Consider the following 21,014-nt stretch of genomic DNA (forward strand, 5'->3'; position numbering starts at 1 on the left):
AATGAATAAAAGAACGGCAGCGTTTTTTGATATTGATGGAACTCTTTTTAGAAATTCTCTTTTAATAGAGCACTTTATAAAGCTTACAGAAGACGGAATTCTTCCAAAAGAGATCTGGACTAATGAGATTGGTCCCTTGTATGAAAAATATCAAAATAGGCTTGGCGCCTATGAAGACTATCTAGATAAGGCAGCTTTAGTCTATCAGAAAAGCATGATAGGTCTTGATAGGGATATTATAGAGAAATATTCCAAGCTTGTCATAGAAGAAAACAAAAATAAAGTTTATATGGTTACGAGAAAAGCTGTCGAAAACCATAAGATGCGTGGTGATTTGATCTTTTTCATTTCTGGGTCACCTGATTTTCTAGTGAATCAATTCGCTAATTTCTATGGAGCAACAGAATCTATATCGACCGACTATGTTTTTGATGAAAATAATAAATTTTCTGGTAAAGTAATTCCTATGCGGGATGGAAATAGTAAACTTTCCGCTATAAAAGATCTTGATAATAGATACGAAATAGACTTAGAAAATTCTTTTTCTTATGGTGATACTAATGGGGATATAACAATGTTCGAAATGGTGGGCAATCCTCATGCAATAAATCCAAGCTACGAGCTTATTAACAAGTTATTGTCTAGAGAAGAGCTTAAAGAAAAAGCTGTTATAAACATAGAAAGAAAAGATGTGAATTATAATTTTAGACTAAGAGATATGGTCGTAGAATTTAAGAAGTTTTAAGATTTTGATGGATATTATTTTATTATAAAATTGATTCTAGCTAAATTGAAAGAAAAATATACAAAGATAAATTTTTCATGAATATTGTTTCTTTTGTTTAGCTATTTTTGTTCTTTGGTAGAAAAAAATATGGTTTTTGTGTCTAATTTTATGGTAAAATAATATAAGAGGTTAGGAAGTAATGAAGGCAGATTTAAGCGAAAGATATCCAATAATTGAAAAACTTGAATATAATTTTTTAATAAATGAAGATGTATACTCATTGAACACGCTTATGTCTTTGTTACATGATAAAAACTTTGTTTATTTTTCCAAAAATAGTTTTTATGTTAAAGATTATGTTCTAAAAAACCTTAAAAAATATTTTTGGAACCTAAGAGACATTGATCAAGTTATTGATTCCTTAGATAGGTTGATTAGCCAAGATATTTATAGATATGAGTACATTATTTCTATAAAAGCTCAATATAGAGCCTTCAGAGACAAGAAGGCGGTTGATCAATTAGAATATAAGTTGATTGATGATCTGGGTGTGAATTACCTTATTGAAAGCACAAACTTTCACTACAATAGACTTGACCCTGTAATTATCGAAATTTCTGATAATTTTAAGAGAAAAATTTATAGTAACAAAGGATTAGTCAAGGAGCTTAACAAAGACATCAAAGTCTATTCTGATATGTTAATTAGGGATAAAATATATAATATAGATACAACAACCCATAAACAGTTAAGTTTTGACACTGATTCTATTTATACTGAAGACATAACAAGTCAACAATCGAAGAAAATGTACGAGAAAACTCTAACTTACTTGTATAAATCTATAGTAGATACCTATGCAGAGTATTATTTTAGAGGACTAATTAGAGAGGTGTTTAAAAGATATCAATAGGGCATATAGCCCTTTTTATTTTGATGATTATGAGAATATTAGGTATAGATCCAGGTATTGCCATTATGGGATACGGAGTGATTGAATTTAAGGGAAGTAAGATTAAAGTATTAGAAAACGGGGTTGTAACTACTTCATCTAAGACCAAGACAGGGAAAAGATTGGAGCTTTTATATGATAATTTGCACCAGATTATAGAGGAATTTCAACCAGATGAGTTTGCAATTGAGGAGTTGTTTTTTAATTCTAATGTAAAGACAGCTATAATAGTGGGACACGCAAGAGGAATACAGGTTTTATGCGCTCAACAAAAAGGGCTTCCTATATATGAGTACACACCCTTACAGATAAAGCAAGCTATAACAGGTTATGGAAGGGCTAGCAAAAGTCAGATGCAACTTACCATTACTCAATTATTAAATCTAAAAGCAATTCCCAAACCAGATGATGCAGCAGATGCTTTGTCTGTTGCCCTATGCCATGCACTAAGTCAGAGATTTAAAGAAAGATACAGGTTAAACTAATGATTTCATATATTATAGGTCACATAAGAATGATCAATGAGGATAGTTTTGTTATTGAAAATAACAATATGGGTTATTTGATATTTTCCTCCCTAGCGACTTTAGCTAACATTGAGATAAATAACGAGTATAAAATTTATACTTCCATGCAAGTTAGGGAAGATGATATTTCTTTGTTTGGATTTTTTACAAAAGATGAGTTAGAGATGTTCACTCTCTTAACTTCTGTTTCAACTATTGGTCCAAAGATTGCGATGGGAATTCTTTCGTCTATTTCTGTTAATGAAATAAAAACTGCAATTATTAATAACGATATCGATAAGCTAACGGTTGCTAAAGGAATAGGAAAGAAATCCGCATCAAGGATTATCTTAGAACTTGTAGATAAGGTTAAGAAAATGGACTTTGTACCTGTAGAAAATATAAAAGTAAACAATAATAAGAACGATGAGATTGATGTTGCAAGGGAAGCTTTATTAAACCTCGGCTATGAGAAAAACGATGTTGAAAAAGTATTATTTGAGCTTAAAGACACCGACTTAAGCCTTGAAGGACTTGTCAAAGAAAGTCTTAAGAGATTGATATAGGTGATTAAATGTTTGATGAAAATGAAAGAATAGTTGGAAGCAACGAACAAATAGAAGATCTACAGTCAGAAAGTAGTATTAGACCAAGATGGTTGAAGGATTATATTGGCCAAGATAAGGTTAAAGAAAAACTTGATATCTTTATACAATCATCTCTGTCTAGAAATGAACCCCTAGACCATGTCTTGCTGCAAGGACCACCAGGCTTAGGTAAGACAACCCTTTCTACTATTATAGCTAATGAATTGGGAGTTAATTTAAGGGTAACAAGTGGTCCTGCTATAGAAAGACCTTCAGACCTTGCAAGTATTCTTACAAATTTGGGCGAAGGAGATGTCCTTTTTATAGATGAAATTCATAGGATTAATAGATCAGTTGAAGAAATCTTATATTCAGCCATGGAAGACTTTGTTTTAGATATAATTGTAGGTAAAGGTCCTAATGCTCAATCTATCAGAATCGACCTAGCTAAATTTACCTTAATAGGCGCTACAACTAGAGCTGGCATGCTTTCAGCGCCACTAAGAGATAGGTTTGGAGTCCTTTTGGCCCTTAATCTCTATGATACAAAAGATTTAACTACAATAGTGCAAAGATCAGCTCAAATCCTTGAAATTCCAATAGATGATAGGGGAGCATTAGAGATTGCTAGAAGATCTAGGGGGACACCAAGGATAGCAAACAGGCTTCTAAAAAGAGTAAGAGATTTTGCTATAGTAAAGGCTGATGAGAAAATTGACTTCGAAACTAGTAAAAGAGGTCTCGAACTTTTAGAAATTGATCCCATGGGCCTTGATACTATGGATAAGAAAATAATAATGACAATGTATGATAATTTTGGCGGAGGTCCTGTTGGAGTAGATACTATTGCAGCATCTACTGGGATAGAAAACGTCACAATTGAAGATGTATATGAACCATATTTGTTACAGATCGGCTTTATTTCAAGAACTCCAAGAGGAAGGGTCTTAACAAGAAAAGCCTACGAGCATTATGGACTTAAGATAGAGGAGTAAGATGAGAACAGAAGAATTTGATTATGATTTACCAGAAAGCCTGATAGCTCAACATCCTTCAGATAAGAGAGATGAGGCTAGGATGATGGTATTAGATAAGAATACAGGAGAGATAGAAGATAAGCACTTCTTTGATATAATAGATTATTTGAAGCCAGGAGATGTTCTGGTTATGAATGATACTAGAGTTATCCCAGCAAGGCTATTTGGCCATAGAGAAGGAAAAGATGAGTCAATTGAAGTTTTTCTCCTACACAATATAGAAGGAAAAAAATGGGAAGTCCTTGTTAGACCAGGCAAGAAAATGAAGATTGGTGTTGAAGTAATATTTTCGGATGAACTTAAGGCCAAGGTTATTGATATAAAGGAAGATGGTAATAGAATCGTAGAGTTCACTTATGAAGGAATATTTAATGAAATTCTAGACAAACTAGGTAATATGCCACTGCCACCATATATCAAGGAAAAGCTTAAAGATCCAGAAGAATATCAAACAGTGTATTCTAAAAATCCAGGATCAGTTGCTGCTCCAACGGCTGGGCTACATTTTACAAAAGAACTCTTGAAGAAAATAGAAGAAAAAGGGATAAAGCTTGCTTTTTTGACCTTAAATGTGGGTCTTGGTACCTTCAGGCCTGTAAATGAAGATGACATCAAAGACCATAAGATGCATTCAGAATTTTATACTATAAGTCAAGAAACTGCAGATATTATAAATAAGGCTAAACATGAAGGAAATAGAGTAATAGCAGTAGGTACAACGAGTATCAGAACTTTGGAATCAGTTTATAAAAAATGTGGCAAAGTCCAAGAAGATTCTGGATCGACTGATATATTTATATATCCAGGCTTTGAATATAAGGTAGTAGATGCAATTATAACAAACTTCCACCTCCCAAAGTCTACCCTTATCATGTTAGTAGCAGCTTTCACAAGTAGAGAAATAATACTTAATGCATATAAGTACGCGGTTAAAGAAAAATATAGATTCTTTAGTTTTGGCGATTGTATGTTTATTTGTTAAGGAGAAATATGGCTTTAAAATATGAATTAATAAAAAAAGATAAATACTCAAATGCTAGAGTTGGAGTCATTCACACAGCCCATGGGGATATACCTACTCCTATTTTCATGCCAGTAGGTACCTTGGGAACGGTAAAGACAATGACACCAGAAGATCTACTAGATATGGGAGCAAAGATTATTCTCGGTAATACCTATCACCTTTATCTAAAACCAGGTATGGATATTATGAAAAAAGCTGGTGGTCTTCATAAATTTATGAATTGGGATAAGCCGATTCTTACTGATTCTGGTGGATTTCAAGTCTTTTCCCTATCGGGCAACAGAAAAATAACCGAAGAAGGAGTAACCTTTAGATCTCATATTGATGGATCTAAGCATCTTTTTACTCCAGAGAAATCAATAAGCATACAAAACGACATACATTCAGATATTATGATGAGTTTCGATGAGTGTGTTGATGCAAGGGCTGATTATGACTATGTGGAAAATTCCATGAAAAGGACGCTAAGATGGGCAAAACGTGGTCTTGATTATCATAAGGAACATTCTCATCCGGACCAATCCTTATTTGGTATAGTTCAGGGTGGTATGTTTAAAGATCTTAGAGAAATCTCTGCAAGAGAGACGACAGCGATGGACTTTGACGGATTCTCGATTGGAGGACTTTCTGTAGGAGAAACTAAGGAAGAAATGATTGATTTATTAAACTTTACAACTCCATTTTTACCTGAAGATAAACCTAGATATAATATGGGGGTTGGAACGCCTGATTACTTATTTGAATCATTTGAAGCAGGGATTGATATGGCGGATTGTGTGCTTCCAACAAGAATCGCAAGAAACGGAACAGCTCTCACTTCCAGAGGAAGACTTGTCGTAAAAAATGCCGCCTACAAGGAAGATTTCACATCCCTTGATCATGAGTGTGATTGCTACACTTGTAGGAACTATTCAAGAGCTTATATAAGACATCTTATGAACGTAAATGAAATTCTTGGAGCAAGATTACTCTCTTATCACAACTTATATTTCTTATTAAAAATGTGCGAAAATATCAGGGAAGCTATTATGGAAGACAGGTTCTTGGATTATAAGAAAGAATTCTACGAGAAATATGGATATTGATGAAGATAGAATATTTAATACTGATAGTTTTAATCGCATATTATTATAAAATAAGCATAAAAGACACTATCACTGATTCAAAGAATAGAAAGTTTGTAGAGGAAAATCTTAAACTTGGGTCATTTGTAGTAAGCTCATCCGGAATAATTGGTGAAGTTATAGATATGGATGAATCGACTGTAATAATTATAAGCGGGAATAGAGAAAATAGATCCTATCTTAGAATAGAAAAAGATGCGATCAAAAAGATAATTGACAGAACATATTAATGGGGAGGCTTAGGCCTCTTTTCTTTATAAGATTAATTAAAGAAGTATAATTTATATAATTAGAAAGGAAGGGCTATGGCTAATTGGTATATATATAATAAAAAAGAAAACTATATTAATAACTTAAAAAACAAAGATATAACGAAGTTAGAAGCCCTTATCTTGGCTAATAGAGATATTGTAGATCCATCTGTCGTCGACATGTTTATTAAGCCAAGCTTAGATAAACTTCATGACCCCTTTATGCTAAAAGATATGGATAAGGCTATAAATCTTATTATAGAAACAATACAAAATAATGGAGAGATTAGAATCTTTGGGGATTATGATCAGGACGGCATTGCTTCTGTTATGACTCTTTTGGATGGACTATTGATTTACTATGACAATATAAGTTATGATATCCCCCATAGGGTAGAAGATGGTTATGGCATATCGGATAATATGAGTGAGAAGGCCATAGCAGATAAGGTAAGCTTAGTTATAACTTGTGATAATGGAATCACAGGATTTGATCAAGTAAAAAAACTTAAAGAGAATGATATCAAAGTTATAGTAACTGACCACCATCAGATAGAAAAAAAAGATAATGACGGTTGGGTCGATCAAATTCTACCAGATGCCGATTGCGTTATTAATCCCCATAGACTTGATAGCTCTTACCCCTTTAAGGACTTATGCGGAGCAGGAGTTGCCTTTAAGCTAATGCAGGCATTATATATGAAGCTTGAAGGAGATTTTGAATATCTTTTCTCGCTTCTAGAATATGTAGCCATGGGAACGGTTTGCGATATAGTATCACTTACTGATGAAAATAGAATATTCGTTATTGAAGGATTAAAGAGGCTTAATTCGACTGAGAAATATGCAATAAAAGCCCTGCTTGAAGAAGCAGGTTGGAAGAAGGAAATCAACGAATATACTTTAGGCTTCATCATAGGACCCCTAATGAATGCGACAGGTAGACTAAGCACTGCAAAACTAGCCATAGAGCTCTTAATGGAAGAGGATATCGATAAGATTCATGAGTATGCTAAAGAACTTGTAGATCTTAATAACAAAAGAAAGTCCCTTACAGAAGAGGGAATTAATAAATGTATTAAGATTGCAGAAGATAATTCTTATGAGAAAGATGATGTTATAGTTATTTATGAGCCCTCTATCGATGAAAGTATTTGCGGAATTGTTGCTGGAAGAATCAAGGAAAAATATTATAGACCTACTATAATCCTTACCAATTCTTCAAAAGAGGGGGTTCTTAAAGGATCTGGCAGGTCTATAGAGACTTATAATATGCACGATGCTATTGTTCCTTTCGATGATAAATTAGAATCATTCGGAGGCCATCCAATGGCATGCGGCTTATCGATAAAGCTAGATACATTGGATGAATTTAGACAATTTTTGAATAAAAAATCAAATCTTTCTAAGAAGGATTTAGAAGAAGTGATTAATGTTGATACTCAAATTAAACTATCAAATTTATCTTTAGAGTTTGCAGAAAGTCTTGAAAAGCTCAGACCCTTTGGTAAGGATAATCCGAGACCTATTTTTGCAAACAAGGGTGTAGATATTGCTGATGTTGAAATGATTGGAAAAGATAAAAAGACCATGAGGATGAAACTATTCCAAAATGGAAACTATTATAATGCTATTAAGTTTAATGCAGTTGATGATTATGAGTATTTATCTTTAAAATTTAATGGGAATATAAAGTCTAACAAAATTGATATAGTCTATTATCCTGATGTAAATGAGTTTAGAGGTAATAGGACTTTACAAATAAAATTGATTGATATAAGGTGATGATATGGCAACTGATTTTAATAAAGAATATGAATTATTTGAGGATGATATAAAGAAAAATAATCCAAGTGCAGATGTAAAGCTAATCAAAAAAGCCTATGATTTTGGTGAGCTTCACCACAGAGGTCAAAAGAGAAATTCTGGTGAAGATTATTTTATTCATCCCATAGCTGTTGCTAGAAAATTGTCTGATATGAAGCTTGATGATGAGACAATTTGTGCTGGTCTAATGCATGACGTCTTAGAGGATACGCCAGTAACAAGAAAAGAGATGGCCGAAGAATTTGGCGAAGAGATAACATTTCTTGTAGATGGTGTAACTAAGCTAAAGAATTTGAATTATACCTCAAGAGAAGAGAAACAAGCTGAAAATATCAGAAAGATGGTCATGGCCATGTCTAATGATGTTAGAGTTGTGCTGATAAAACTATCAGATAGGCTCCACAACATGAGGACACTTGAATATATGACTAGAAAAAAACAAATTCAAATAGCTGATGAGACTCTAGAAATATATGTCCCACTTGCTCACAGACTTGGAATATACTCACTTAAATGGGAGCTTGAAGATCTATGTTTTAGATACCAGGAGCCAGAAAAATACTACGAATTAGCTGAGATGGTAAATGTCAAAAGGCGTGAAAGAGAAGCCTATATTAATGAAATAATTAATACATTGACAAATTCCCTAAAGGGAACTAGTATAAATTTTGAGATATCTGGTAGACCTAAATCATTGTATTCTATAAACAAAAAGATGGAAAGAAATGGCATAGCCTTTGATGAGATCTATGACTTGACTGCCATTAGAGTCATTGTGGATACAATTGCAGAATGCTACGCTGTCCTGGGCAAGGTCCATTCCCTATGGAGGCCAATTCCAAATAGGATTAAAGACTACATAGGTCAACCTAAGCCAAATGGATATAGATCTCTCCATACAACGGTTTTCGGAGAAGATTCCAAGCCGTTTGAAGTTCAAATTAGAACAAGACAGATGCACAAGGAATGTGAGTATGGAGTTGCAGCCCACTGGAGATATAAGGAAAATAACAACACCAAATCTGACTTTGATGATGCAATGAGTTTCCTAAGAAGGATTGTTGAATGGCAACAAGAAGGTGGCAAGGATGTAAATAATAAAGAGTTTATGGACACATTAAAAAATGATTTCTTCTCGAGAGAAATTTACGTCTATTCACCAAGGGGAGAAGTTTATTCCTTACCTATGGATGCTTGTTCTATAGACTTTGCTTATAAAATCCATACAGAAGTTGGAAATAGTTGTGTGGGAGCTAAGGTTAACGGAAGGATGGTTCCTCTAACACATAAGCTTAAAACTGGGGATTTGGTAGAAATTATAACTAGCAAAAATTCCCATGGTCCATCAAGAGATTGGCTTAATATTGTTAAAAGTAATCAGGCTAAAAGCAAGATAAAGCAATTCTTTAAGAGAAATGATAAAGAAGAGAATATAGAAATTGGTAAAAATACTGTTATCAAAGAACTTAAAAAATATAGGCAAGGCTACAAATCTCTTTTGAGAGAAGAGTGGCTTGAAAAGATTGCTAGTGATTTGGGCTATCCTGGAGAAGATGAAATGTATGCTTCTGTTGGTTATGGAAAAACAAATGTTGAACAGATCACACAAAAACTAATTAAGTTTGAAGTAGATGAGAAAAAAGAAGAAGAGGCTAAAAAGCCAATAGATTTTAGTAAGGGTGAGATACAAAATACAGGTTCAGGTGAGATTAGGGTTAGCGACTTAGATGAAAATGTAGAAGTTAAGCTTGCAAAATGTTGTACACCAGTACCTGGAGATCCAATAATTGGTTTTATAACAAAGGGAAATGGAATATCAGTCCATGTGAAAACCTGCCCGAATATTATAAATTTGAAATCTCCTGAAAGACTAATTGACGTATATTGGCAAAATTCTAAAGAGGATAAATTCCCTGTGAAAATTCAGCTACTAACTACAAACTCACCATCTATACTCTTTGAAATAACAAAGCTTATGTCGACTGTAGATGTCAATATTTTGGCTATAAATGCAAGAACTGATAAGGATGCAGGTACAATAGATTTGTTAATCGAAGTAAACAACATGGATCAATTATCTGATGTTATTACTAAATTAAAGTCTATTAAAACTGTGGAGAATGTATATAGGATAAAGAATTAATGAGAGCAATAATACAAAAAGTAAGAGAAGCAAGTGTTGAAGTAGAAAATGAAAAAGTATCTGAAATTGGACCAGGATTTATGGTTCTACTTGGAGTCAAGGATACAGATGATAAAGATGACTTAGCCTATATAAAAAAGAAAATATCAAACTTAAGAATATTTGAGGATGATGATGAAAAAATGAACCTATCACTTAAGGATGTAGGAGGAGAAATCCTCGTGGTTTCTCAGTTTACACTTTATGGAGATGCAAGAAAGGGGAATAGACCATCATTTACAAAGTCAGCTAAGGCAGATAAGGCGAAGGAATATTATGAAATACTAATAGATGAACTTAAGGAAGAAGGTTTCAATGTGAAAACTGGAGTTTTCCAAACTCATATGCAAGTAAGCCTTACAAATGATGGACCTGTAACTATAATTTTAGATAGCGAGAGGATACTTTAGTGATAGTAAAAAGATTTATTGAAGGGCCAGTCATGACCAATATGTACGTAGTAAGTGACGATAATAGAGAAGGTTTCATCGTTGATTGTGCCTATCCTAGTAGGGCTGTAGAGGAATATATAAGTAAAAACAATATTAGAATAAAATTCATCCTACAGACCCACACTCACTTTGACCATGTCTTAGGTCTTGAGCATTTTAAAAATCTTTACAAGGTCAAAGCTTATGCTTCGGAAGATTCATTAAACATCGCTAACGACAAAGATTACAATCTAGCGTATTCATATGATCTTAAGGTAGATATTGATGAATTTTTAAAAGATGGGGAGGTCTTTAGCGAGTATAATATTAAAGCGATTAAGACTCCAGGTCATACAATTGATTCAATGTCTTTTAAAATTGATGATATGATATTTTCTGGAGATACTTTATTTAAGCTATCAATAGGAAGGACCGACTTTCCTGGGGGAAGTTATCCTCAAATAATTGATTCAATAAAAAATAAATTGGGTGGATTTGACAAAGACACTATAGTCTATCCTGGTCATGGAGATGAAACTTATATAGGCTATGAACTTAATAACAATCCATTTTTAGCATAGGAGGTAGTATGGAATTTAAAAGAACAAACATGTGTGGTGACCTAAGAATCGAAAATGTTGGAGATTCTGTAGTTTTGATGGGTTGGGTTGCCAAGAAAAGGAACTTAGGATCCCTAGTTTTTATTGACCTAAGAGATAAAACAGGAATCACTCAGATCGTTGTAAGAGAAGACGATAAGGACAATTATGAAAAGGCGAGATCTATAACTCAAGAATACGTCCTAGAAGTTAAGGGAAGGGTAAACGAAAGAGAATCAAAAAATCCTGATATAGCTACAGGTGATATTGAGATAATAGCAGATAAGATAAATATTTTAGATAAGGCTAAGACACCTCCTATATATATTAAAGACGATGATGATGTTAGTGAAAATTTAAGATTAAAATACAGATACTTAGATTTGAGAAAGCCATCTGTACAAAGAAACTTAAAGCTAAGAAGTGATATAGTTAGAACAATGAGAGAGTACATGTATGATAACGACTTTACTGAAGTAGAAACTCCTTTTCTAACTAAACCAACGCCAGAAGGAGCAAGGGACTATCTAGTACCTTCAAGAATTAATGAAGGAAAGTTTTACGCTCTTCCCCAATCTCCACAACTTCTAAAACAAATCCTAATGATTGGTTCTTTGGACAGATATTTCCAAGTTGTTAAATGCTTTAGGGATGAGGACTTAAGAGCTAACAGACAGCCTGAGTTTACCCAGCTTGACCTTGAGATGAGTTTTTCTAATCAAGATGATGTTATAGCGATGAATGAAGGCTTATTAAAGGAGTTATTCGACAAATATACTGACTACGAATTAAAACTGCCTATCGATAGGATGGATTATTCAGAAGCTATGAGTTCATACGGGTCTGATAAGCCAGATTTAAGATATGGGTATAAAATTAATGATATAAGTAGCTTATTTGAAAATAGCGACTTTAAAGTCTTTGCTGACAATACAAGCGATGGTAGATCTGTAAGAGCAATAAATTTTAAGAATATTGCAGATAATTATTCAAGAAAACAATTAGATAAATTAACTGATTTCGTTAAAGATTATGGTCTTAAAGGTTTATCTTATATCAAATATTCTGAAAATATGCAATCATCAATAAAGAAGTTCTTAACAGATGATATAATTGAAGGACTTAAGGATAAGCTTGATATGGCAGATGGTGATTTGATCTTAATTGGAGCTGATAAGGATAAGACTGTTCTTGAAGCTATGGGAGCTCTTAGAAGAAAAGTAGCAAAAGATAATGATCTGATTGAAAAAGAATATGCTCTTTGCTGGGTTGTGAACTTCCCAATGTTCGAATATAGCGAGGAAGAAGATAGGTACGTTTCCCAACACCATCCATTCACAATGCCAAATGAAGAAGATATAGACTTACTATTAACTGAACCGGAAAAAGTAAGAACTCAAGCTTACGACATTGTTATAAATGGTGATGAGATGGGAGGAGGATCTGTAAGAATTAACAATTCCGATCTCCAAGAAAAAATATTCGAAGCTCTTAAGTTAAGTGATGAAGATATAAAGAATAAGTTTGGATTCTTCATAGAAGCTCTCCAATACGGAACACCACCACACGCAGGTCTAGCATACGGTCTTGATAGGCTAGTAATGCTTTTTGCAAAAACAGACAATATAAAGGATATTATTGCTTTCCCTAAGACACAGTCTGCTACATGTCCATTGACAGAAGCACCAAGTCTTGTTGATGAGAAAGCTTTGGATGAATTAAATATAAAATTAAGGTAGGTTTTATGGATACAGTTAGAAAAGAAGGAATAGTAATCGATAATAACAAGGGTAATTTAAAGGTACAAATTTTTAGGAACGGGGCATGTGGCGCATGTGCTGCTAAGGGCTCTTGTGCTGAGAAAAAAACTACAGAAATTGAGCTTTTCTCATATGAAGATCTTAAAAAAGGTGATCGTGTTATTATTGAAGGATCTTCAAGTGATGTAAGCAAATTAACAGCTACTGTATATATTGTTCCAGTAGTAATGATGTTGATGGGAGCTCTTATTCCTAATATTTTTCTAAAGAACACATCTATGGATATTAACCTATTGACATTAATATCAGTAGCAATATTTTTCGCCATATCAATTATTTTTATGAAGAAACTAGATAAAAATGTAAAGAATAAAAATATGATGAGAGTAAGAAAAGCATGATCCTTTATCCAGAAATAGAAAAGTTTGATCCAGAAGTTTATCATGCCTTGATGAAAGAACTTGATAGACAAGAAAGAAATATAGAACTTATTGCATCTGAGAATTATGTATCAAAAGCAGTATTAGAAGCTGATGGAAGTATCCTCACAAATAAGTACGCTGAAGGACTTCCAGGAAAAAGGTATTACGGTGGATGTGAAAACATTGATATCATAGAGCAATTAGCTATAGATAGGGCCAAGGCCCTATTTGGGGCTCGTCATGTTAATGTACAAGCTCATTCAGGTTCCGATGCAAATTCAGCTGCATATTTTGCCCTCTTAGAAGATGGGGATAAGGTACTTTCCATGAACTTAAATGAAGGGGGCCACCTATCACATGGTTCTAGGGTCAATCACTCTGGAAGAAGATATGATTTTCATCATTATGGGGTTGATGTAGAGACAGGCCTTATAGATTATGATCATGTTTTATATCTTGCTAGAGAGATTAAGCCTAAACTTATAGTTTGCGGGGCAAGTGCTTATCCTAGAGAAATAGACTTTAAGAAATTCAGACAAATCGCTGATGATGTCGGGGCTCTATTAATGGCAGATATTGCACACATTGCAGGGCTTGTAGTTTGTGGAGAGCACATGTCACCCGTTGATTATTGTGATGTAGTCACTAGCACAACTCATAAAACACTAAGAGGTCCTAGGTCAGGTATCATCCTTTGTAAGGAAAAATGGGCCAAGAAAATTGATAAGGCAGTTTTTCCTGGACTTCAAGGAGGCCCATTAGAGCATATAATCGCAGCAAAGGCTATTGGATTTAAGCAAAATTTAGATCCTAGCTGGCTAAGCTATGCCAGACAGATAAAGGCAAATGCAAAACAAATGGAAATATCCTTTAAAAAGAATAACTTTAATTTAGTTTCTGGAGGAACTGATAACCATTTATTGCTTTTAGATTTAAGAAATATGGAAATAACTGGAAAAGAAGCACAAAACTTACTTGATGAAGTCTATATTACAACTAATAAAAATACAATCCCGGGCGAAGAATTATCTCCTAATATAACGAGTGGATTAAGGATAGGAACTGCCGCAGTTACTACTAGGGGAATGAAGGAAAGAGAAATGGAAATTATAGTGGACTTGATTAAGAAAACTTTGAAACAAGAAGATACTGTGGAAAATATTAGAAAAGAAGTAGAAAGCTTAACTAAAAGATTCCCAGTATATGGAGAAGTAATATGAAAATGCCGATAGTAACTCTTGTTGGAAGGACAAATGTTGGAAAAAGCACTTTATTTAACAGACTTGTAGGCAAGAGAAAATCAATAACGGAAGATATATCTGGCGTAACAAGGGATAGAATTGTAGATAAGGTTGAGTGGCAAAACAACGAATTCTTGCTAGTAGATACTGGTGGTCTCGACATTTCCAATAAGGAAGTAATGAATACTGAGATTAAATCCCAGGTAGAAAAAGCCCTTATAGAGACAAATCTGATTCTTTTTGTTGTAGATGGCAAGGAGGGAGTCAATCCTTACGATGTTGATATAGCAAACGAAATTAGAAAATATAATAAGCCAGTTATAATAGTCGCTAATAAACTAGATTCATTCAAAATCCCTGATGACATATACGACTTTTATCAATTTGGTTTTGATGATATGTCAATGATCTCTGCTGAGCAGAGTAAGGGATTAGGAGATTTATTAGATAAGATTGTTTCTTTCATCGACTTTTCTTCATTTGATCAGATAGAAGATGAAACAAGGATCGCTATTATTGGAAAGCCAAATGCTGGTAAGTCTTCCCTAGTTAACCTGTTATTAAATGAAGAAAGAATGATAGTTACAGACATTGCGGGAACTACTAGAGATGCAGTAGATAGCTACTGGCAATATAATGACGAGAATTATGTTTTGATTGATACAGCAGGACTTAGGAGAAAATCAAAGGTTAGAGAAAACGTAGAATATTATGCGAATCAAAGGACCTTCGATGCTGTAGATAGCTCAGAAATATGCTTATTTCTAATTGATGCAAATGTTGGTGTAACCGAACAAGATGCAAAAATTGCTGGATATGCTTATAATCAAAAGAAGGCAATAATAATAGCAGTAAATAAGTGGGATTTGGTTGATAAAGATACAAATACCATGAGAAATTTAGAAATGGACATTAGAAAAACACTTTCATTTGCTCCTTATGCTCCAATAGTATTTATTTCAGTCCTAGAAAATAAGAGAATTGATAAATTATTAGAATTATTTGAGATAGTTTCTAATAATTATCATACAAGAATTAAAACTGGTGTTTTAAATAATATTTTACAAGATGCGATATTATTAAATCCACCGCCTCAAGATAAGGGTAAGAGACTTAAGATATATTATATGTCACAAGTATCTACAGCCCCTCCAAAGTTTATGCTTTCAATAAACGATAGAGACCTGGTTCACTTCTCATATACTAGGTATTTAGAAAATCAAATAAGGCAAAATTACAGTCTTATCGGCGTACCATTTAGTTTTGTTTTCAAACAAAAAGGTGAGTAAAATGATCGTACTAATAGCTATATTATCCTATATATTAGGTTCTGTTCCTTTTGGTTTTATAATTGGAAAGATGTTTTTTAAAACAGACTTAAGAAAACTCGGATCTGGTAATGTAGGAGCTACAAATGCTTTAAGAAACTTTGGAAAATTTGCTGGATTTATTACTTTTCTTTTCGATTTCCTAAAGGGAAGTCTAGCTTGCTATCTAGGGGAAAAATATGGAGGAGAGTTAGGCCAAGCTGTAGCTATGTTTTTTGTAGTGATTGGACATATGTATAGCTTTATACTCAAGTTTAAGTCTGGAAAGGGAGTTGCTACATCATTTGGAGCACTTCTTGCAATAGATTATAAATTCGCTCTAGCACTTCTGGCAATATTTATTGTTTTGGTACTTATATTTAGGATAGTTTCTTTGTCATCTATAACAACAGCTATAATTGCCGCTGTTCTTTCACTATTCACATATAAGATTAGCTATCTAAGTTTGGCTATTATTTTAATAGCTTCCTTGGTAGTTTTTAAGCATAAGGATAATATAAGAAGATTAAAGTTAGGCGAAGAAAAGAAAATATTTTAAGGAGTCTTATGGAAATATCTATTATAGGATCAGGTAGTTGGGCTACTGCTATTGCAAATCTTCTAAGCGAAAGTCAAGATGTTCTTATGTATGCTAGAGATATAAATGTAGTTAATTCTATTAATGAAAATCATATAAATATTAAGTATTTCCCTGACGAGAAATTAAGAAAAAACATAAGAGCTACATCAAATATTGAGGAACTTTTTGAGAATAAATATATAGTAAACGCAATTCCAACTCAAAATATCAGAAGTGTTTACGAAAATCTCAATCCCTTTTTTGATGAGAACAAAGTGATCATAAATCTATCCAAAGGATTGGAACTTAATACTCACTTTAGAATATCAGAAATATTGAAAGATATATTAGGAGATATTAATTACGCTATTGTCAGCGGTCCATCCCATGCAGAAGAAGTAATAAAAAAGATGCCAACTACACTGGTTTGTGCATCAAATGATATAAATCTTGCCAAGGATATTCAAGATATTTTTAATAGAGATTACTTTAGGGTATATACATCTACAGATGTTATTGGAGTAGAGATAGGAGGAAGTGTCAAGAATATACTTGCATTTGGCATAGGAATGGCCGATGGCTTATCTTATGGAGATAACTCTAAGGCAGCTCTTATAACACGTGGCATACACGAAATGGAAAGATTTGCGAGAAGCTTTGGAGCGGATGAGAAAACAATAAATGGTCTTGCAGGAATTGGTGATCTTATTGTTACGGCTACTAGTAATCTTTCGCGAAACAATAGGGCTGGAAGACTTATCGGTGAAGGATATAGCATTGAAGAGAGCATAGCTAAGGTAAATATGGTCGTAGAAGGTATACCTACTACCAGGGCAGTCTATGAACTTTCTAAAGAAAAAAATATTGAAATGCCTATTACTTATGAAATCTATAAGGTTTTATTTGAAGGGAAGTCAGCTCACCAATCTGTTAAGGATTTGATGGCTAGAGACTTAAAAAATGAATATTAAATTCGAAATATTCTTCTTATTAAGATATAATGTAATAGAGAGATAAAAAACGCAAAGGAAGTAATTATGTTAGATAGGTTTAAAGAATTTATAGGTATTGATGACAAGTACGATGATTACGATGAGGATCAGTTGTATTACGACGATCTAGAAGACGAAGTAAAAGAAGAAGACAGCGATAAATCTGAGAAGGACGAAACATACAAATCTTATTTCTCTGACTCAGATTTTAAGAATGAAGAAAGTGATGAAAGTTTCAAACCATCATTTGTAGATAGCTTTAAGAATAATTCTTCGTTTAAGAGTTCTAAATCATCAAGAAGAGGAGATAATGTAGTTAAAATGAGTGATAAAAATTTTGCTGGATCAAATTCAATGAGAATTTCAATCCAAGAACCATTAGATTATGAAACTGATGCACCAAAGGTTATTGATGACATCCTTAACAAAAAAGTAGTTGTCCTAAACTTAGAAATGGTTGAATCAGATACAAGAAGGCAAATATTTGACTTCGTAAGCGGTGCTGTCTATGCTTTAAGTGGTACTGTTGAGAAAGTTACAAAGGGAATATTTGTTATAAGCCCAAATGGTATACAAATCGATCCGGCTGTTACTGATCAAATATCTGAAGGAAATTATAATCAATTATAGATCGATCTAAAAAATCGATCTTTCTTTTTTATGAGTTTAGAATATAATTTGAACTTTGTTAATGACAAAGCTAAAAAATCCAATATCAAGAAGGCTATATCTATATTGGAGAGAGGATTTTATACCAAGAAAGAAGTCTCTAGTTTCTTTCTCGACCCATTCGAGAGGAAAGTTATAAGAGATATTGCAAGAGTGAATAATATAGACATTGTGTTTGTTGGTGGTAATGATAAATGCGAAAGAAAAATCTTTGTAGCAAATTACTATTATCTCCCTTTAGAAGAGAGCGATTATATAAAAGTTCTTAGTTTTAATAGTAGTGATATCAAGCATCCTGATGTATTAGGCGCCTTAATCCATATGGGAATTGACAGAAATAGTATTGGTGATATATCTATATTAGATAATTTAGTAGAATTTGTTGTACTTGAAGAAGAAGCTAATTTCATTAAATATAATTTAAGTAAGATAAAAAGAGAAGGCATTCACATTGAAATCAAAGAAGAAAGTATATTAAATAAAGCAAAAGAAGATTATATTTTATCTACTAGCTTTATTTCTTCATTAAGACTCGATAATATAGTATCTAGCCTCGTAAATACTTCTAGGTCTAAGGCTAAGAATTTGATAAATAACAGGCTGGTGAAGGTTGATCATCAGACGATAACAGATCCGAGCTATAATGTAGATGAAGGTGCCATGCTATCGATTAGAAAGGAAGGGAGATTTATCTTTGATAGGATAAAAGGATTTAGCAAAAAGGGAAACTATCACATAGAATATAGGAAATTAGTATGATATATTTAATAATTATAATATTGGGTCTTGTAATTGATAGGCTCACAAAAATTTATGCTGTTAATAACTTAATGGAAAAAAATATTGATGGCAAGTTGTTTAATTTAACCTACCTTGAAAATAGGGGGGCGGCTTTTGGAATCTTACAAGATAAGAGATTGGTTTTTATAATACTTACAAGTGCAATAGTCATATATTTGCTTTATTATTTTGTTAAAAACATAAAAACAAGTCCAATGATACTCAATTTATCACTGGCAATGATTATATCTGGAGCTATAGGTAACTTCTATGATAGGCTTATCCAAGGATATGTAGTAGATTTTATAGAGTTTGCTTTTGTGAAATTTCCAGTATTTAATGTCGCTGATATTTTGGTAACAATAGGTTGCGCCCTTATGATTATATATATCATCTTACATGGGGATAAATGATGAGTGTACAAATTGGAAATGATTGGGATCAATTACTAAAAGAGGAGCGGGATAAGCCATATTATAAAAAACTCAGAAAGTTCTTGATTAATGAATATAAGCATTATAATATATATCCCGATATGTATGATCTTTTTAATGCACTAAAATATGTAAGTTATGAGGATACGAAAGTCGTAATTCTAGGACAGGATCCCTACCACGGCAGGGGGCAAGCACACGGCTTTTCTTTTTCTGTAAAAGAAGATGTGCCCATACCACCTTCCTTATTAAACATATATAAGGAGCTTAATAATGATTTAGGTCTTTTTATACCAGACAATGGTAATTTGACTAAGTGGGCCAAGCAAGGAGTTTTGCTTTTAAATACCGTCCTTACAGTTAGAGAAAAGTCTCCGAATTCCCATAGAGGAAAAGGATGGGAAATACTTACGGATAGGATAATAGAGTTGTTAAATAAACGTAATAAGCCGATGGTTTTTATCCTATGGGGAGCAAATGCAAAATCAAAGGAAAGATTAATTACCAATAAAAATCATCTTATCTTAAAATCAGTGCATCCTTCACCCTTATCGGCTTATAGAGGATTTTTCGGATCAAAAGTTTTCTCAAGGACAAATGAGTTCTTAAGGGCAAACAATATGGGCGAAATTGACTGGCAAATCGAGAATCAAAACTGATTCTCGATTATTTTTTTTGCCAGGGCAAGGATATTCTCGTAATTGTATTTGAAGTTTTCTCTTATTATCAAGAAATGATTGTCAATATTTACTGTGGATTTATTATCAAGTTTAAAATTGTTGATACTTACATAGCCTCTTATATTTTCAGCAAGAATCCCGTACAAAACTTGTAAATTTATTATTATAAGATTATCTTTTATTATTAATTCATAATTTTCTCCATTAAAATAAGATTCCTTTAGAAGATTTTGAGACCTTAGAGAAATTCTTGCAACGTCGTTATTTATATCACAGTTTAATAAAGTTATAGGGGATAAAGTAGAATTAATTGAAAGTTTATCTTCAAAATATTTTTCTATATAGACAATCTTCTCGGTTGCAATAAGATCATTTTCATTATGCTTCATTATAGGATAAGGATTTGTACGCCTTTTCAAATCATTAGTTAATTTGCTGAAAGTTTTGTAGCGTGAAGGGTCATTCCTATAGAAACCTGCAAGTTTCTCAATGTCATTAAGCTTAAGTGATTCAAAACCAAAAAACTTGTTGTAGGGCCTTATTAGCTTAAGTAAGTCCAAACTTTGTGGTAGTAGCGGGAAGTCTCTGTGTTTTATAAGCCTATTATTTAAGAAAGGTATATCAAAGGTATCACCATTGTAGGTGATTATTTTTTTTTCTGATATTTTTCTCTTATAAATTTCAAGCAATCTTTGCTCTTCACTGTCATCTATAGCAAAATATTGGTAAATATATGCTTCGTTGTTATTTTTTTCAATAATTCCCAATAGTACAAGACTATCTATAGAGGAGTCAAGTCCTGTAGTTTCTATATCTAAAATAATTTCATCATCTTTTAAATTTGTTGCTTTATATCTTTTCTTTAATGTAATCATGTAATTACTATACTATAATTTGTAATT

At 32.9% G+C, this 21,014-nt stretch carries 23 protein-coding genes; 22 read left to right on the forward strand and 1 reads right to left on the reverse strand.

Going from position 1 to position 21,014, the window contains the following annotated elements:
• Position 1: 1 nt before the first annotated feature.
• The 22 genes from C7D97_RS01910 (at position 2) to C7D97_RS02015 (ending at position 20,091) form a co-directional block, all read left to right on the forward strand.
• The gene (locus tag C7D97_RS01910; protein ID WP_105300449.1) at positions 2-745 is read left to right on the forward strand and encodes an HAD family hydrolase; all 744 of its coding nucleotides are present in this window, start codon (positions 2-4) and stop codon (positions 743-745) included.
• Positions 746-926: 181 nt separating this feature from the next.
• Complete coding sequence (locus tag C7D97_RS01915; protein ID WP_105300450.1) at positions 927-1,640, forward strand: hypothetical protein; 714 nt, start codon at positions 927-929, stop codon at positions 1,638-1,640.
• 29 nt (positions 1,641-1,669) lie between these two features.
• The gene (gene ruvC / locus C7D97_RS01920) at positions 1,670-2,164 is read left to right on the forward strand and encodes a crossover junction endodeoxyribonuclease RuvC (RefSeq protein ID WP_105301840.1); all 495 of its coding nucleotides are present in this window, start codon (positions 1,670-1,672) and stop codon (positions 2,162-2,164) included.
• Positions 2,164-2,751, forward strand: coding sequence for a Holliday junction branch migration protein RuvA (ruvA, locus tag C7D97_RS01925; RefSeq protein ID WP_105300451.1), 588 nt, complete (start codon positions 2,164-2,166; stop codon positions 2,749-2,751). The genes ruvC and ruvA overlap by 1 nt, the downstream gene beginning before the upstream one ends.
• An 8-nt stretch (positions 2,752-2,759) precedes the next feature.
• Positions 2,760-3,767, forward strand: a complete 1,008-nt coding sequence (gene ruvB / locus C7D97_RS01930; protein WP_105300452.1) for a Holliday junction branch migration DNA helicase RuvB — start codon at positions 2,760-2,762, stop codon at positions 3,765-3,767.
• 1 nt (position 3,768) lies between these two features.
• Positions 3,769-4,791 carry a tRNA preQ1(34) S-adenosylmethionine ribosyltransferase-isomerase QueA gene (queA, locus tag C7D97_RS01935; protein WP_105300453.1) on the forward strand — a complete coding sequence of 341 codons (1,023 nt, stop codon included), beginning with the start codon at positions 3,769-3,771 and terminating at the stop codon, positions 4,789-4,791.
• Positions 4,792-4,799: 8 nt separating this feature from the next.
• On the forward strand, positions 4,800-5,918 hold the full coding sequence (gene tgt / locus C7D97_RS01940) for a tRNA guanosine(34) transglycosylase Tgt (protein ID WP_105300454.1): 1,119 nt from the start codon (positions 4,800-4,802) through the stop codon (positions 5,916-5,918).
• Positions 5,918-6,187 carry a preprotein translocase subunit YajC gene (locus C7D97_RS01945; protein WP_105300455.1) on the forward strand — a complete coding sequence of 90 codons (270 nt, stop codon included), beginning with the start codon at positions 5,918-5,920 and terminating at the stop codon, positions 6,185-6,187. The genes tgt and C7D97_RS01945 overlap by 1 nt, the downstream gene beginning before the upstream one ends.
• A gap of 75 nt (positions 6,188-6,262) precedes the next feature.
• Positions 6,263-7,993 (forward strand): single-stranded-DNA-specific exonuclease RecJ, encoded by a 1,731-nt coding sequence (recJ, locus tag C7D97_RS01950; protein WP_105300456.1) that lies wholly within the window; start codon positions 6,263-6,265, stop codon positions 7,991-7,993.
• Between the two features lie 4 nt (positions 7,994-7,997).
• Positions 7,998-10,178, forward strand: coding sequence for a RelA/SpoT family protein (locus C7D97_RS01955; protein WP_105300457.1), 2,181 nt, complete (start codon positions 7,998-8,000; stop codon positions 10,176-10,178).
• The gene (gene dtd / locus C7D97_RS01960; RefSeq protein ID WP_105300458.1) at positions 10,178-10,627 is read left to right on the forward strand and encodes a D-aminoacyl-tRNA deacylase; all 450 of its coding nucleotides are present in this window, start codon (positions 10,178-10,180) and stop codon (positions 10,625-10,627) included. Before C7D97_RS01955 ends, dtd begins: the two co-directional genes overlap by 1 nt.
• Complete coding sequence (locus C7D97_RS01965) at positions 10,627-11,229, forward strand: MBL fold metallo-hydrolase (protein WP_105300459.1); 603 nt, start codon at positions 10,627-10,629, stop codon at positions 11,227-11,229. The genes dtd and C7D97_RS01965 overlap by 1 nt, the downstream gene beginning before the upstream one ends.
• Before the next feature lie 8 nt (positions 11,230-11,237).
• The gene (gene aspS, locus C7D97_RS01970) at positions 11,238-12,986 is read left to right on the forward strand and encodes an aspartate--tRNA ligase (protein WP_105300460.1); all 1,749 of its coding nucleotides are present in this window, start codon (positions 11,238-11,240) and stop codon (positions 12,984-12,986) included.
• Between the two features lie 5 nt (positions 12,987-12,991).
• On the forward strand, positions 12,992-13,408 hold the full coding sequence (locus C7D97_RS01975) for a SoxR reducing system RseC family protein (protein WP_105300461.1): 417 nt from the start codon (positions 12,992-12,994) through the stop codon (positions 13,406-13,408).
• On the forward strand, positions 13,405-14,649 hold the full coding sequence (locus C7D97_RS01980; RefSeq protein ID WP_105300462.1) for a serine hydroxymethyltransferase: 1,245 nt from the start codon (positions 13,405-13,407) through the stop codon (positions 14,647-14,649). The genes C7D97_RS01975 and C7D97_RS01980 overlap by 4 nt, the downstream gene beginning before the upstream one ends.
• On the forward strand, positions 14,646-15,959 hold the full coding sequence (gene der, locus C7D97_RS01985) for a ribosome biogenesis GTPase Der (RefSeq protein WP_105300463.1): 1,314 nt from the start codon (positions 14,646-14,648) through the stop codon (positions 15,957-15,959). Before C7D97_RS01980 ends, der begins: the two co-directional genes overlap by 4 nt.
• Before the next feature lies 1 nt (position 15,960).
• Positions 15,961-16,536, forward strand: coding sequence for a glycerol-3-phosphate 1-O-acyltransferase PlsY (gene plsY, locus C7D97_RS01990; protein WP_105300464.1), 576 nt, complete (start codon positions 15,961-15,963; stop codon positions 16,534-16,536).
• Positions 16,537-16,544: 8 nt separating this feature from the next.
• Positions 16,545-17,528 carry an NAD(P)H-dependent glycerol-3-phosphate dehydrogenase gene (locus tag C7D97_RS01995; protein ID WP_105300465.1) on the forward strand — a complete coding sequence of 328 codons (984 nt, stop codon included), beginning with the start codon at positions 16,545-16,547 and terminating at the stop codon, positions 17,526-17,528.
• A gap of 66 nt (positions 17,529-17,594) precedes the next feature.
• Complete coding sequence (locus C7D97_RS02000) at positions 17,595-18,179, forward strand: cell division protein SepF (RefSeq protein WP_105300466.1); 585 nt, start codon at positions 17,595-17,597, stop codon at positions 18,177-18,179.
• Positions 18,180-18,227: 48 nt separating this feature from the next.
• Complete coding sequence (locus C7D97_RS02005; RefSeq protein WP_338024816.1) at positions 18,228-18,977, forward strand: YlmH/Sll1252 family protein; 750 nt, start codon at positions 18,228-18,230, stop codon at positions 18,975-18,977.
• Positions 18,974-19,411 (forward strand): signal peptidase II, encoded by a 438-nt coding sequence (lspA, locus tag C7D97_RS02010; RefSeq protein WP_105300468.1) that lies wholly within the window; start codon positions 18,974-18,976, stop codon positions 19,409-19,411. The genes C7D97_RS02005 and lspA overlap by 4 nt, the downstream gene beginning before the upstream one ends.
• Positions 19,411-20,091: a uracil-DNA glycosylase gene (locus tag C7D97_RS02015; protein WP_105301841.1), complete on the forward strand. Its 681-nt coding sequence runs from the start codon at positions 19,411-19,413 to the stop codon at positions 20,089-20,091. Before lspA ends, C7D97_RS02015 begins: the two co-directional genes overlap by 1 nt.
• Here C7D97_RS02015 and C7D97_RS02020 read toward each other — a convergent pair.
• A complete protein-coding gene (locus C7D97_RS02020) occupies positions 20,082-20,987 on the reverse strand; it encodes a ribonuclease H-like domain-containing protein (protein WP_105300469.1) in 906 nt (301 codons plus the stop codon). The genes C7D97_RS02015 and C7D97_RS02020 overlap by 10 nt on opposite strands.
• Between the last annotated feature and the right edge of the window lie 27 nt (positions 20,988-21,014).

This window comes from Anaerococcus marasmi, from assembly GCF_900290195.1.
GTDB lineage: Bacteria > Bacillota > Clostridia > Tissierellales > Peptoniphilaceae > Anaerococcus > Anaerococcus marasmi.